The following is a 14,842-nucleotide window of genomic DNA, read 5'->3' as shown; positions in this document are numbered from 1 at the left end:
CACTGTGCAGGTTCGCCGTCGTGAGGACTCGGGGGAAGATTCTTTCGGTAATCCAGCAACTAGGTGGGGTAAGCCAAAGAATATTCGGGCTGCTGGTTGGTCTATTAGCGATTCCCCGGAATCTGGTCCGGATGATAAGGATATTCGGCGCGTGGATTGGGCCGGTGCGTTGTTTGTGCTTCCAGGTGATGTGCATGCCGGTGATTTAGTTCAACTCGGTGGTGTGGATTTCGTGGTTGCCGATGGCGGTCATGATTTCACGCATGGGCCGTGGTGGGACCCGGGCTTGGCGGAGTATAAGCTGCGTATTTTTGAGGGGGTAGAGCGTGGCTGACAACTTTAAGTTCAAGATGAATCACCAGTTTTTTAATCGCGTGCTCAAGGAATCATCGGAAACTAAGCAACTGGTTGATAACAAAGCCGAGGAGTTCCGGTCGAAGGTCGGCGAGCACTACGTCGTCAAGGAAGCGGAACCTGGTCATCGTAGGTGGCGTGCGCTTATCGTGCCGACTCCGTATGACTGGGAGGCCTACGGTCACGAGAAGAAGCATAATGCTTTGCAAAAGGCTGTAGGCGCCTACCCGGTCGCGTCGAAGTCACCGAAGAAGGGAGATTAAATAATGCGGCATCCATCTGCGATTGTTGTCTCATGCTTAAAGCGGTGGCTTAAAGGCTCCGAGTTCGACGGAGTGCATGTGGCTACCAAGGTTCCGGATGGGTTTGTTGGTCCTATGGTTCGGGTTGATGCTGCTGCTCCTGACCGAGAGACACCGGTTACGGACCGCACTCGCATCATGCTGCAAGTCTACGGCGCCGGCGATGAGTACTGCGTGGACTTACTGTCCGCCTGTCTGGAGGGTATGGAGGTTTCTTACCGTGCTGAGGGGGATATTTTGGATTGGGATACTGATACCGACCCGTATATTTTCCCTGACCCAGATAGGCCATCTGCGGTGCGGTGGCAGGCTGGTGGCACATTGTGGACAGCGTTAAGTTAAGTATTTTTCATGTATAGTATGTGGTAACTGCCCTGCTTGGGGTGGTTACTCGGGGTAAAAAATTTGGGGGAATTCGCATGTCACGTATGCGACAAAACATTGTTGTCGGCGCGCCCGAGGTCAAAAGCGGCGGCGCCGCATGGATTGGCATGGCGGGCATCAACCCGCTACAGACACCACACTCTGCGTCTGTCAGGGTGGCTGCACTACCAACTGTCAACAAGTTCAGCCCAGCTGGCTACATCAGCGAGGACGGACTAACCAAGACTGTCGACCGTGATACCGAAAAGGTTGTGGACTGGAATGGTGACACCATGGCAGTGTTGCAGTCCAACCACTCGGTGCAAATCAAGTGCAAGTTCCACGAGATTGTCAATTCTCACGTTGCTACCGCCGTAATGGGCGAAGGCAACTTCCGTTCCCGTCATGATGGACGAGCAGTCCAGATGATTGACAACGCTACGGAAACTCCGTACCGCTCATTCATCTTTGACATTCACGGCGGCGAAGACCTGAAGGGACGCTTGTTCATCCCGAATGGTCGCGTCACCGAGCTCGACGACCAGGTGTTCTCGCGAGGTGAGGTCGTAGGCTTCGACGCCACGATTGAGTGCTTCCCGGATGAAAAGGGAAACAACCTCTACACCTACATCGACCGCCGCAACGTCAAGAAGGATGACGATGACCGCTTCCCAGATGATGGGCTGCCGGTTGTATCCCTGGCAGAAGTTGAAGACATTGTCCGTAATGCCCTCGATGGTATGCCAATTTCGCCGGATTTGGTTGCGGGTCTTTTCTATTCGCTCATTGACGGTAAGGGCGGATTGAACCTTGATTTCATCGAAAAGCTCACTACGCACCTGGCGCCGCTTGACGGTGTGGACGATTTGCTGCAGCTGATTTCCGACCTGTTGGAAGGCAAAGACGCCGCCACGCTGATTAAGGACGTGGAAGCACTACCGTTTACTCCGCTGAATCGTCACAACCGTTGGGCCCAAGCAGTTGTAGACCTGCTTACCGGCTCCGGCGGACGTCAAACCATTGATGACCTAACCGGCGGCATCATCTAAACACTCACCTATTCGGGTAATTTCAAACACTACATTTTGGGGGAATATTTCATGGCCAACAACGACAGCCTGCTTTCTCAGATCACTAACTCCATCCGCGACCTGCAGCAGGAAGGCGGCGTGGAAAAGGACACTGCTGATTCTCTCACCGGCATGTTCTCTAATTTCAATACCATCATCGACAAGATTTCCGAATCCATTCCGCAGCAGGTCTCCATGCTGGGGCGCACTGTCAAGGACGCCAAGACCCTTGCCGATGACCTTAAGCAGATTCTCGGCGGACCATTGGTCTTCCCTGGCACTGGCGTTCCTTCAGCTATCAAGGGCATCGAAGACGCACAGACTCGCCTGCATGACCTCGTGGCCGAACAGTTCGGCGATGCTGAAGCTCTCCCCGACAAGGCCGCAGAACATGTGAAGGAACTCGCAGACCACGCCGGCAAGGTCGGTTCCGCTGTGGATGATTTCGTTGGTTCTTCTTACGCTAAGAAGCTGTTCGACGGAATCACCCCGGGCGATGGCTTCCCAGAACTAGTAGGCAAGTTTGACGCTCTTCCCGAGACTGACCGCAAGAAGCTCACGGACTTGGTCACCGGCATTGGTTCCTCCGCCCAGCCAATCGGTGCTGCCCTCATCAACATTCTGCGCGCATTCAACGAGGACACCAAGGAGGAAAAGTAATGGAATACAAGTACACTGACCGCGATAACTACGGCGAATTCAACCCCACCCACCTCGTGGACCGCCTCGAGTCGGCCGGCGTTATTCCACACGAAATGGCAGACGCACTCACCCAGGCTTCTAGCGCACTGCTGAACCTGGGTGACGATACTCGCAGTGAAGTTGAAAAGGCTATTTCTACCCTGGTGGATGAAGCTGAAACCGGCCAGGAAGTCCTGGATACCCTCAAGGCGAATATCGATACCGCTATTCATGAGCCGGACCCGCTGAAGAAGGTTGCCGACTTTAAGTCCGCGGCTGATGAGCTCGTTGATGGGCTTGAGGGCCAGCTGAAGGATCTTGGTCTGGAGAAGGTCTCTGACCTTTCTGAGATTCGTTCTGTTGCCCGTGACTTTGCTGAGGCGTTGGATACGCTGAATGCTTCGGCACCGATTGCACAGGTGGTTAAGAAGCTGCCTGGTGGTGCACTGCCTGGCCATGTGTTGGAGGCTTTGGCTGAGCTGCGACAGGATGAGCTTGATGAGCTGGCGAAGCACTTTGACGCTGTCACCGGGCGTGGTGGCAAGCTCATTGGCGAGTTGGCTTCCTTGGGCGCTGATGAGGCTGTGCGCAAGGCTGTGAAGGCTGCTGAGGGATTGTCTCCTTTGCTGGCTGTGGCTTTGGCAGCGGGCTCTGTTGTTGCCCAGGGCGCTGAGGCGGTTAAGAGCATTGTTGATTTGGGCGTGGCGGTGAAGGCTGCGATTGGCAAGGGCTTGTTTACCGCGGGTAAGGGCCTTCTGGCTGCTCCGGTTATCGCGCAGTTTAAGGCAGCAAAGAAGCTTCCGTTTATTGTTGTTGCGCTGCAGATGTTTAATCACCATGAGGTACGTCAGGCGCTGCTGCACGTCTTTAACGAGGTGCTTATTAACTCGCTGACAGCGTTTAACACTAAGACCGTGGTCAAGGCTGTTCGCGCCGCGGTGGACTTCCTTGTCCTGTCTAGCCCGATTCGCGTTGCGGTACGTGGCAATAACCTGTTGAAGATTCTCAACGGGCTGAACATCGGCCGCATCCTCTTCAACGTGTTCTTGCTGTCGCGTATCCCGCAGCTGGGACATCTTCCGGTTCGTGGTTTGGGTCTGCGTGGTGTGGAGACTTTGGCCGCTGGGCTGTTTGCAAACTGGCGCGTTCTGAAGACCGTACTGACTCCGCTGGCGCTGAAGCCGGGCGTTCTTATCGGCGACGCGGTAGCATTAATTGTGGTCGCGTACCTAGCTGTAGGTGCGCTGACCGTGTAAGGAAATCCATGGAGACGAGGGGGGCGAGGGTTTATCCTTCGTCCCCTTTCTTCTTGGTTAACTCGGCGTAGCTAACAAACAGTAGTTCTTGGCGCTGGCGCTCGGTAGTAAGTTTGCGTGGAGCGCCAAAGGCTTTGTCTACTTCTCGGTCAAGTGCATCGTGAGCCTTAACCAACTCCGGGGACATTGCAAGGGGGTTGTAGTGCTCGGCCAGTGAGCGTTCTGGGTGCAGCGCGCGGGCATCGAGCACCTTCTTGCCCGCGTTAATAATGCGCTGCCGTGTCTTCTTGTCGAGTTCTGGCACAGGGAAAGTATTCCACGTCAGAGTATTTGCAAAGCGAATTCGAGACTCCAGTCTGCCTCCAATGGTCTTCTGCCATGTGATGAACATTGACGACGATGCTAGAGAAAATTGCAGTCCGTCAGGATCTTGAGCATGGAACACTAGATCAGATGCAATTACATTTGATGGATACCTTTGTACGGTGAAATAAGAACGGCGTTCGCTTACTACTTTCGGCAGGCAGAGGTAATCAGTACTTGGTTGCGACCGCTGGCCGAATAAGTGTGGAGTCTCAGCCATTTTCCGTGTACTTGCTGCTTTACTGTCGGCGCGGAAGGCTTTAACTGCTTCTAGGCGCTTTTTCAGTACTGGACTCTGGGCAATGTCTGACGGTGCTACATCTACCAGCCATAGACACCACCGGTCTAAGCCGTTCATGAGCTCTCTACTGCCCCGGAAAGGTCGAACATACTTCGCCGCTATTGGGTCACTCATAACCTCGTTGTATTCGTCGACCTCAACTAGCAGGTTGCCGCCATCTCGGGCCATATTTCCGAAGACTGCGGGAGTAACTACAAGCGAGATGGGCGCTTTGGATTTCTCCACGAGCACGTTAGGGCCGTCTACTAGATAGCCATTAATCCCCTGGCCTACTTCCACTGAGACTGGCTTGCCCTTTACATCGGGATAATCCCACAGACCTGGACGTGGTTGACTCTCCTTATCGAAGCCAACAATGACGCAGTGGACAGCAGCTTTACCGGGTGCCTCAGAGTCCCAAGCAAACGTGCGGTGGGCGAAACGAATACGCCACCCTGCTTTGAAGATAGGTCCAAACAGCCGTGGCACTTGATCGCCTTGAGTAATTGAATTGGTGGTGACAAACGCAAAACGACCTTCTCGGGACTCAAAGAAGTCCAAGCACTTCGCATGCCAGCCCGTGACGTAGTCCAAGCGTGATATATCCTTAGTGCCCCACAAGTCTCGGAGTTCTTGAGCTTGTTCAGCAGTTCTCGTCGCATGCCCCAAAAACGGTGGGTTGCCGAAGACATAGGTCTTGGTAGCAGAAACCGGAAGTATATCCGCCCAATCAAGCTGCAGGGCGTTGCCGTGGTAAATGTGAGCAGTAATCTTAATCGGCAACCGTTCAGGAGGTCTGCCTACCGCGTTCGCAAGTTCTTTATTTGCTTGGTGGTCAACCAAAAACATGGCGGTCTCGGCAATCTTGGCAGGCCACCAGTTGAGTTCGAAGCCGTAGAACTGGCCAATGGAGAGTTTTTGTTCCCACTCGATATTGAGAGACATTCCGGTTTCACCGCGGCGTTGGCGGATAGCGACAATGATGTCTGTTTCAATCCGGCGCAATTCCCGATACGCCAGAAGTAGGAAGTTGCCGGAACCACAGGCCGGGTCGCAAAAGACCAGCTCGGCCAAAGAGTCACGGAAGCGCTCTAATGCGGCCACCGACGTCGACGGAGAAGACACCAACTTGTCCGCCTCAGCTCGAAGCTCGTCTAGGAAAAGCGGGCCGATGGTCTTCATGATGTTGGCCTTAGACGTGTAGTGTTCGCCGTCGCTGCGGCGAGCCTCCTTCGACTTAACCAACTGGAACAAGGAGCCAAAGACAGAGACGTCGATAGTCGACCAATCGAAGTCACAGGCAGCAAGCAGAGCTTTACGCATCTGGTAGTCGAAGTACTCCGAGGCCAACGGCTCAGCAAACAAAGCACCGTTGACATACGGGAATTTCGCCAACGTTGCCGGCAAACGCTTAGGCCGCTTTTCCGGGGCGGTATTGAGAACGCTAAATAGCTCATTGAGCTGCGGGCCGAGAGACTCCGGGGTGGTTTCATTGCGCACAAAGTCGGCAAATAGGTGCGGGGTATCCCAGAGTCCTGCGTCGTCGCCGAAGAGCAGGAAGAGGATACGGGTGAGGTAGATAGAGGTGCGCATGACGCGCTCGTCTTCTTCCTCCGGCGTGGTGGGCGCGTCATCACCGACGGCTTCGTCTACATCGTCGCCGTTCATGGCGCGGAACAACTCAACCATTAACCGGGAGGCTTCCAGGGAGGCCTTTTCTTCTTCCCGGTAGGCGGTGGTTTCGTAGTCGGCGAGGAAAGCAAGCTGGTCGACGTGCTCGTCAATCTCCTCTAGGGGAAACGTAATATCCCAGTCTGCGCTATCGCCGACATAGGTGCGGTTTAGGCGGGTCACCCGCAGGGTCTCGAAGTTGGAACAGATTACATAGGCCGGCATGTGCGAGTTCGCGATAGTACCGCCCAGCAAATAATCCAAAGCTTGGGCATAAGCGTCATCGAGCGAGACGCCGAGGGACTTGGCCTCGCCTATGACTTTGCCCGGCATGAACATGTCAATCTTGCCGGTGCGCCCGGTTGAGGCGCGTTTTGCACTGCGTTGGTACAGGTACAAATCGCGGGCGTTGACACCGAAGCAGTCGAGTAGGTCGCCCCAGAATTGTTGGTCGTGACTCGACTCGGTCGCGGGACGGTTTTCCGCCTTCCACTGCTCAATGTGGGCAAGCCACCGAAGTTTGAATTCGGTGAGGTTGTGGCGAATGGTGGTGCGGTCGAATGTGGTGGGGGCCATATCGGGATTATAGGTGCTTGGTTCGTAGGGCACGGTGATTGGCATAGGTGCTTAGCTGCTGTGTTTTATACTAGGGGTTGTATTGTGACGCTATTTTGGGGGTTTTATGCGTAATCGGGGGAATCTTGTCCATGGTGTGCCGAATATTTCGGCCGGTGGTGGTGCTTGGATTGGCCAGCCGGTGTCGAGTCCTTTTGCGGTGCCTTTATCGGCGAGTGAGCCATTGCGTCGGCTTCCGGGAGCCGGGATGACCCCTGCTGGTTATGTGTCTGCTGATGGGGTGTCGGTGGATACGTCGGTGGATGCTGAGGAGTCGAAGTCGTGGTCTGGTTTGTCGATGAGTACTGTCTCCTCGCCGGATGGGGTGAGCCTGTCGGTGTCGTTTATGGAGTTGGGGAATTCGGCGGTGATGCGGTTGACTCATCCCGATGGTGGCGTCAAAGAGTTGTTTGATTCTTCGCGTGTGAGGGTTGAGGAACGCCTTGATGGGGCGCTTCCTTATCGGTCGTTGAATTTTGATTTGTTGGCGGCTGATGGGCAGCGTGTGCGTTTGTTTGTTCCGCGTGCGGTGGTTACGTCGATTGATTCGCAGGCGTTTAACCGGGCCGAGTTGGCAGGCAGTGTGGTGACGTTGTCGTGCACACCGGATTCTAATGGTGTGTGCTTGTACCGCCTGATAGATAGGGGCCCGGAGGAACCTTCTTCACGTGGAAACGTAGGCCCGGATTTTGCGTTTGCTGGCAAGGTTCGCGAGTGGGTGGACTATATTACTGGCGATGGCAGGTTGACGAATCTTGGCGCGATTCGGGTGAATGTATCTACTGCTTTGGATATTATTTCTCGTATTTCTGAGCGGTCGTTGTTGGATGCGGTGGACCAGCTGATTAATCGTGTGGAGCACACGGTCGCCGATATGACTGATTCGGAGTTGCTGCGCATCATTGCGGATTGGGCTCCGCGGGACCTTATTAGTGGCGCCAACTTAGATAACTTTCGCGCTGCGTTTGACCATGCGATGTCATGGCTGCGGCGTCGTAGTAAGTCGGTGGCACATGCGTTGAAGAAGATTGCCACACTGTGGTCGAGTGTTGGTATCGGCGGTCTGATTACCGGCCTGGCCAACGGTGATGTGCAGCAGGCTATTGGTGATTTCCTGTCGACGGCTGGGGCGAATTGGCAGGATTGGCTTGACGCCATTATGCGTGGGGATGTTGACCATCTGATTGATAATGCGATTGCGTCGGTGAATTTCCCCGCGTTGGGTGATGCTTTGGCCGATCTGGTGGAGTCTGCTGGTTTCGCACAGTGGGCTGGGCCTATTCGTGCGTGGGCTGGGCGATTAGGACAGATGTCTGGCGATGTTGGAAAGATGGTTGGTGACGCACTGCGTGGCTTTTTGAACAGGCAGAACATCACCGACGTTAATGAGTTCATTCGTGATGCGATGCGCCGCTGGGATGAGATTTCTGGTGATTTCATTAAGCGAATGGCATCAGGAGAAATTCTGTCTGATATTGCTCGTGCGGGCAGTGACCTTTATCGTGCGGCGCAGCGTTTGTGGGAATCGGTCATCGATATTGTTCGGGATAATTGGGATGTTTTTAACCCGTCGAAGCTTGTCAAGGCATGGAATGCGTTTGTGGGTTCGTTGGACCCTGCCCAGTATGGTGATATTGCAAACCGGTTTTTAACGGACTGGAATAATCCTGCTGCTTTGGCTAACGATGTTGGTCTGCTGGCTAGCGCGGTAGCTAATGATATTGGTCAGGGTTGGATTGCTGCGCTGAATGCTTTGAATTTGGGGCAGATGATTCCGCAGCTTACTGGGGCGTGGGATGCGTTTCTTGATGGTGTGAATAAGGCTATCGCTGAGTTGTCGACGCAGGATTTGATTCTGGTGGGCGTGATGCTTGCTGTGCCGGTGATGGCTTTGTTGGCGGGGTTTGCGCTGACTGTGGTGTTGGCAGTGTTTGGTCAACCGTTCCTTGCAGTTCCGGTTGGTTTGGCAACGCTAGGTTTGTTGTTGGGCATGCTGGTCGTGGTTTTGGAGTTTTTCGGCTTCGGCTTAGGTGGTGTGCTTTTGCCGTGGGCGGCGGATTTGATTGTGATTGCCTTGTTGACTGGGCATCCGTTGGCGGCGTTGTTTATTTTTTGGTCTGTGGTCAATGGTGCGAAGTTCATCATTTTGGATTTCCCACTTGTTGTTATCGCTGGCGCAGTGCCGGTTACATTGAAGTCCATTGTTCTGTTTGTGGCTGCAGGATGGGCTTTAGCTCATCTCGCAGCATTAGCTGCAATCGTTCTGATGGTGGTGACGAAGGCTCGTATTTTACTGCGGGTCACGCAGCCTCTGCGTTTGACCGGTGTGGAGAAAGCGGTTGTTGCGGTCGCTATTGCCGTGACGACGTTCGTCATTGTGGCGTTGTTTGCTTCTACTGTTGTGGGGCTCATTATCTTTTTGATGATTCGTAGCTCTACTCTTTCTGGCCGGTCATTGTTGTTGAATTTGGTGCGCACGGTCATTATTGGTGGGGTTTTCGTCCCGTTTGTTGGGATTAGTATCGTCGTGTCGTTGCTGCGGTTGTTGCGGTTCAGGTTGGATACGGTTCCTCCGGTTGTTACTGCGGTTGCGGTGTCGTTGCCGATTGTTCAGGTTTTGGTATTTCGGTCTTTGGTGACGGCTCGCTTGGCGGGTAAGCAGCTTCGTGCGGCGGTTACTGTTATTCGACCATTAGTGCGTTTTGTGCTGGCTGCACTGTTTTTGATGTTTACCACGGTGAGGGCCTTGTTGCCGGTGGCCGGGTCTGGGGTAACGGCGTTTGTTACGGCGCTTGTTGCTATTCCGGCGTCGATTATTTTTTATGTGGCTTCTGTGGCGTGGGTGGCGTCGAATGTAGCGGCGTTTCCGTTGCTGAAGAAAGCTGTCGCGCCTGTCATTCTGGCGTTAGGGGCTGTGGTTGCTGTGTCGCTTTTGGCAATGGCTGTAGCGACGCTTTTGCTTCTTCCCGTTTTGGCGCCGCCGGTTGTTTCTGCTGTTGCTGCGGTAGCTGCAGCCTTGGCCACAGTGGGTGCTACTGTGGCGGCGTTTGTCGCCCATCAGCTGTCCTTGCTGGTCACGGGTCTGTTTGGTGCGGGCCAGTTGCTTTTACGCGCGATTACTGTCGGCGTGATGCTTATTGGCGTTGTGTTTATGGCTACTGGTGTTTTTGCTGCCGTCGGGCCATGGGTTGTCCGGCTAGTGTTTCAAGGTGTGCGGGTAGTGCGCTCTGTGGCTTCTGTAGGCTTTATTCCCCTTTTTGCATCGCCAACGCGGCTTTTATATCCAGTGCGTGCTGTAGGCACCACTGTGGTTAGCCTAATCTCTGCAGTAGTACTGATAGTGGCGTTGTTGACGCTTCCTGCACTGTTTTTGCCGTACAGAGGCCTGCTGTATCGCGTGTTGATTCCCCTGTCCATAAATGTTTTCTTGCTGAAGTGGAATTTTTACAGCATCAGCGTACAAGTTGTTGCCTGGGGGCTTTTGGTAATCTTTGCTAGCGTGTCCGCAGCAGCATGGGCCGCGTGGGCTGCGGCTGGCGGACCAGCGAATCCGGCAACGAATCAGATTTGGCTCGTCGCTGGCGGTGCAGGAAATTTGGGCATCGCCCAGTTAGTAATCATGCTCGTGGGCTATATAGTGGCTAAGCCTCAACGTGTACTTCGCCACCTACTGACTCCTATTGTCCTTCCGTGGACTTTCTTGGATGCTTTCGGCATTGACACTGTCACTACGTTGGGAGTCGCGCTAGCGCATGTCGTCGCTCGTACGCGGGGAATTATTGGGCGTATTCTCCGCCCTATTCTCCCGCTTGTGGTAGGTATTCTCGGGTCGAGTGTTATTGCTGCGGCGCGATGGATGGGGTGGAAGGTTCCTGTCATTGCGGCGCGGTTGCTTACCCCTGCCGCCGTTGTGTTGGGTATTCATCACCGTTTTCTTATAGTCGCGCTTGTTACTTTGACTTGGATTGGTCAGCGTTTGAAGAGGTGGCCTAAATTTGCGCTCAGCAGCATAGCCACCGTTATATCCGCTGTTATCGTTGCTTTAGTCACGGCCCGTAGTGTGCGCCGCCTACTGCTCGACGCCGCGGTCATCGCCGGGGCATTCCCGTGGATGAAGGCTCAAAAGCTCGAGCGGCTCGCATTGGGGTTGATGATTTCTGCTGTAGTTACTGTGTTCGTGGGCGTTCCATTGCTTCTTGTTTCGCGGAAGTTGGCGAAGCCGTGGAGGATATTAGCCAAGGTGTCACTGTTGACGATTGCGGTGACGTTTTCTGCGGCGGCTTTGACGATTGTGCCAGGTGTTGCCGGTGCCATTATTTTGTTCTTGTCGGTGGCGACGTTTCTGAGCATGGTCGCAACGCACCCTCGAGTACTTCTAGCCCCGTTGGCTGCACTGCTCACGGCGGTGTCTGGGCTTGTTCTGGCTGGCGCTTTCGCATTTATTGCGGCTGGTACTCCGGTGCGTGTTGGTAGGCGACTGTTTAGGCGTCTTCGTGTGGCTGGTCTTGTTGCAGCGGCGCCTATCCTTGTGTGGGCTGTGTTGATTTTATCGGCTTCTTTGCTCATTGTCGCGATTGCTAGTATCTCGCATACGATTCGGACCATAGACCTTATCTCGTCTATTGCGGTATTCACCGTGGTTGTGGGCCTCTTGGGCGTTGTTTTGGGCTCGCTGGCGCTGACACTGTTCAACCGTGTGACAGGAGTGGTGATTGCCGGCATCGTGACTGTCACTTTTATTGCTGTAGCCGGTCTCATTGTCACGTTGAGCCTTGTGCCGATTTACCTACGCGTAGTCAATACGATTGCATTTCCACTGGTGGGTATTCCGTTGGATATTTTCAACCTTCTGACCCGGAATTCGCCGGTGGGGCGTCTACTGCGACTGTGGATTATCGGTCAGTTAGCGGTTGTGGCTGCAGTATCTATTGGCCTCGTGGCTTTAGTGGTTGTCCTCAATGTTGCAGGGGCTGTTACTGGTTTCATGGCGTCAACTGGCCTTGCGGTAGCAATCGTGCTTGTGTACCTGTATTCCTTTATCCCAATTATCGGTTTGATTATTCTCACGATTGTTTCTGTTGCCGCAGGGATGGGCTGGCTGCTAGCCAACTTTGGTCCTTAAAAAATAGCACACTAGTGCTGCTAATATAGAGTGTATGGGTTTTCATGGCGCCTATTCAGGGGATATAGGGCCACGGGGACACCGTAAAATCATAAACACGTTCTAAACGGGGGAATTGTTTCATATGGCTGCAAGGAAGAACGCCAAGAAAAACACTATGCCAACCAACGATTGGTTTAACTACACCACCACTAACGGCGACGACATCACTCTGCCGCCAATTGACTCCATCATCACCGTCGGCGACCGCCGCCGCGCCAAGCGAGACGGCCTCGACGATGAAGACTTCTCCTGGATGATTCTCGAGCGCGCCGCCGACAAATCCGACGACGGCACCCTCGATGCCATCGACAACATGCGCATGGACGAATTCAACACCTTCATGCAGGACTGGAGCGAAGGCGGCGACAAAAGCTAGCCTTAGCGAAATCGTCTCCCTCATCGACGCTGTAGACTCCGACACCCGATTCGCTATGGCAGTCGAAAGGGAACTCATCGAAGCCGGTATACGCTGGCGGTGGATAAACGACGGCACAGACCGCGCCACGTGGAATGATGCCATCGCTCTGATTGCCACCGCTGGCCCAGACTCGGCGCTGGTGCGCAATGCACAAAAGAAGGATTGGGAATGGAACCTTACCAATCAACTCCTGGCGCATATTGCTGACCAGCAGGCGATGAGTGCTTGGGGAGGTAAGGGGCAAAAGCCTAAGCCTATTCCCCGCCCCGGAGTCGACGACAAGAAAACCGAAACTGCTGGAATACAGGCAGAGGGACTTACCAAGCAAGAAATGGATGAATGGCTGGGCGATGACTGGCCTGGCATTGACGGGGGTTAAGCATGGGTGCAAACTTCGATGTTGGTACCGGCTGGGTCAGTATCGTGCCGAAAATGGGAGATTTTTCCCAGGTACGCAAGCAGATTGATAAGGCTGTGGTCAGCCCTTCTGGCTCGTGGGGTGAGAAGATGGGTGGCAAAATCACCAGTGGTCTGAAGAAGACGATGAAAGCTGGTGCTGTAGCCACCACCGCCGCTGCTGGTGTCAGCGCGGGTAAAGCTTTTAGTGATGGGTTTAACCGCCTTGCTTCGACTGACAAGGCAGAAAAGGCCCTTGAGGGTTTGGGCTACAAGGGCAAAGACATCGACCAGATTATGGGCAATGTCAATAAGTCCATTGAGGGCACCTCCTTCCTCATGGGTGATACCGCCCAGGTTGCCTCCGTCATGCTCAGCTCTGGTATTAAACCTGGCCAAGACCTCCAAGATACTCTCAGCCGAGTCGCTGACTCTGCCGCCCACTCAGGCGTGTCCATGGGCGAGATGGGGTCAATCTGGTCGAAGGTCGCTGCCCGTGGCCACGTTGACGGTGAGGTTATGGCCCAGTTGATGGACCGAGGAATCGGGCTGCAACAAAAACTTGCCGACCAAATGGGAGTGACAAAAGAAGAAGTCACCGACATGATTAGCGAAGGTAAGGTCTCTTTCGAGGACTTTTCTGACGCCATGAACGACATGTTCGACGGAGCTGCCCAGAAGCAACGCGAAACATTCAAAGGCTCCTTCGACACTATGGCAGCGTTTGCGTCTCACGTGACTGCTGCATTCATTCAGCCCTTTTACGAAGGCATGATTCCCGTCTTCAATGCACTGTCGGATGGGTTCGAGAGAATCACTCCTCAGATTGGTGTTTTCGCTGGACAGCTCTCAGACAAGATTGCCCCGATTTTTGACCATTTGGCTGATGACGTTATTCCGAAAATGTTCGACGCGATTTCGAACATTGATTTTGATTCGGTGATGAATTCGTTCACGTCGATGGGGAATTTAGCAGTCCAAGCATGGCCTGCAGTTGAACAACTAGGCAGTTCAGTAGCCCAGCTTCTCAGCGCCATCGCACCTATTCTGCCTTCCATCGTCACTGCCATGGGCTCTATTGCTATCGGTAGTCTTCCTGCTATTGTCGACCTGTTAAATGCTCTCGCGCCGCTGATTTCTACCGTGGTTGTCCCGGCCGTTGAGATACTCACCGACCAGATGGCCAAGCACCCAGGATTGGCTGCTGCGGCTGCTGGTGGGTTTATGACGTGGGCTAAGGTCATTGCTCCGATTACTCGCGGGTTTAAGGCGTTTAAGGCAGGCGGCGACATTATCGCATCATTCGGGCCAAAGTTGGGCCCTGCGATTAAAGGGTTTATGGGATTCCGTAAGGCTTTGGGCGGAATCATGAAGTTCGGGCGCATCATCTTCACTGGGCTGCGTACTTTGCCTGCACTGTTGGCGGCTATTTTTGACACGAACCCAATTGGCCTTATTGTCACGGCTATTGCTGCTGTCGTTGCAGGTATTACACTCTTTTTGACAAAGACCGAGGTCGGGCATCAAATCTTGTCGAAGATTGGTGACGCGTTCCGCGGCTTCTGGGAGTGGATTCAGCCTGTATTTTCGTCTATTGGCGAGTGGTTTGCGAAAGCATGGGGCGTGATTCAACAGGTAGCTCCTTACATCATCACCGCACTTATCACGCCTATTGTTATTCAATTCAATATTCTCAAAGCACTTCTCACGGCTGGATTTAACGCCATTAAGCTGGGCTGGGAGCTACTCGTAACCGGCATCCAAGCCCTGTGGGAAAACGTACTCAAACCCGCATGGGACGCTGTCGCACAAGCCCTACAAACCTTGTGGGATGAAGTGTCCCAGGTTTTGTTCCGTTTGAGTAGATGGGAAATCTGGAATATGCCAAGAAAATTTGACCAGGATGCGA

11 protein-coding genes are annotated in these 14,842 nt (G+C 53.8%); 10 read left to right on the top strand and 1 reads right to left on the bottom strand.

The window, feature by feature from the left end; genetic code table 11:
* The first annotated feature begins 4 nt into the window (after positions 1–4).
* The 6 genes from QP904_RS07160 (at position 5) to QP904_RS07135 (ending at position 4,026) form a co-directional block, all read left to right on the top strand.
* Complete coding sequence (locus QP904_RS07160) at positions 5–334, top strand: hypothetical protein (RefSeq protein ID WP_259825039.1); 330 nt, start codon at positions 5–7, stop codon at positions 332–334.
* Entirely contained in the window at positions 327–617 is a 291-nt protein-coding gene (locus QP904_RS07155) for a hypothetical protein (RefSeq protein WP_259825038.1), read from the top strand. The genes QP904_RS07160 and QP904_RS07155 overlap by 8 nt, the downstream gene beginning before the upstream one ends.
* A gap of 3 nt (positions 618–620) precedes the next feature.
* Positions 621–998 (top strand): hypothetical protein, encoded by a 378-nt coding sequence (locus QP904_RS07150; RefSeq protein ID WP_259825037.1) that lies wholly within the window; start codon positions 621–623, stop codon positions 996–998.
* A 77-nt stretch (positions 999–1,075) separates the two neighbouring features.
* Positions 1,076–2,068, top strand: a complete 993-nt coding sequence (locus tag QP904_RS07145) for a phage tail tube protein (RefSeq protein ID WP_259825035.1) — start codon at positions 1,076–1,078, stop codon at positions 2,066–2,068.
* A gap of 51 nt (positions 2,069–2,119) precedes the next feature.
* Positions 2,120–2,749, top strand: coding sequence for a hypothetical protein (locus QP904_RS07140; protein ID WP_259825033.1), 630 nt, complete (start codon positions 2,120–2,122; stop codon positions 2,747–2,749).
* On the top strand, positions 2,749–4,026 hold the full coding sequence (locus QP904_RS07135; protein WP_259825032.1) for a hypothetical protein: 1,278 nt from the start codon (positions 2,749–2,751) through the stop codon (positions 4,024–4,026). Before QP904_RS07140 ends, QP904_RS07135 begins: the two co-directional genes overlap by 1 nt.
* Positions 4,027–4,057: 31 nt before the next feature.
* Here QP904_RS07135 and QP904_RS07130 read toward each other — a convergent pair whose 3' ends face one another.
* Entirely contained in the window at positions 4,058–6,916 is a 2,859-nt protein-coding gene (locus QP904_RS07130; protein WP_259825030.1) for a DNA methyltransferase, read from the bottom strand.
* 106 nt (positions 6,917–7,022) lie between these two features.
* On the opposite strand from QP904_RS07130, the gene QP904_RS07125 reads away from it, so the two are divergent.
* From QP904_RS07125 to QP904_RS07110, 4 genes are all read left to right on the top strand, one after another.
* Positions 7,023–12,077 (top strand): hypothetical protein, encoded by a 5,055-nt coding sequence (locus QP904_RS07125; RefSeq protein WP_284835803.1) that lies wholly within the window; start codon positions 7,023–7,025, stop codon positions 12,075–12,077.
* Positions 12,078–12,234: 157 nt separating this feature from the next.
* Positions 12,235–12,495: a hypothetical protein gene (locus QP904_RS07120; protein ID WP_284835802.1), complete on the top strand. Its 261-nt coding sequence runs from the start codon at positions 12,235–12,237 to the stop codon at positions 12,493–12,495.
* A gap of 55 nt (positions 12,496–12,550) precedes the next feature.
* Positions 12,551–12,916, top strand: a complete 366-nt coding sequence (locus QP904_RS07115) for a hypothetical protein (protein ID WP_259825023.1) — start codon at positions 12,551–12,553, stop codon at positions 12,914–12,916.
* Between the two features lie 2 nt (positions 12,917–12,918).
* The coding region (locus QP904_RS07110; protein ID WP_284835801.1) for a tape measure protein at positions 12,919–14,842 on the top strand (1,924 nt) is incomplete at its 3' end.

Source organism: Corynebacterium nasorum (assembly GCF_030229765.1).
GTDB lineage: Bacteria > Actinomycetota > Actinomycetes > Mycobacteriales > Mycobacteriaceae > Corynebacterium > Corynebacterium kefirresidentii.
This window is presented reverse-complemented; position numbering and strand designations above follow the sequence as displayed.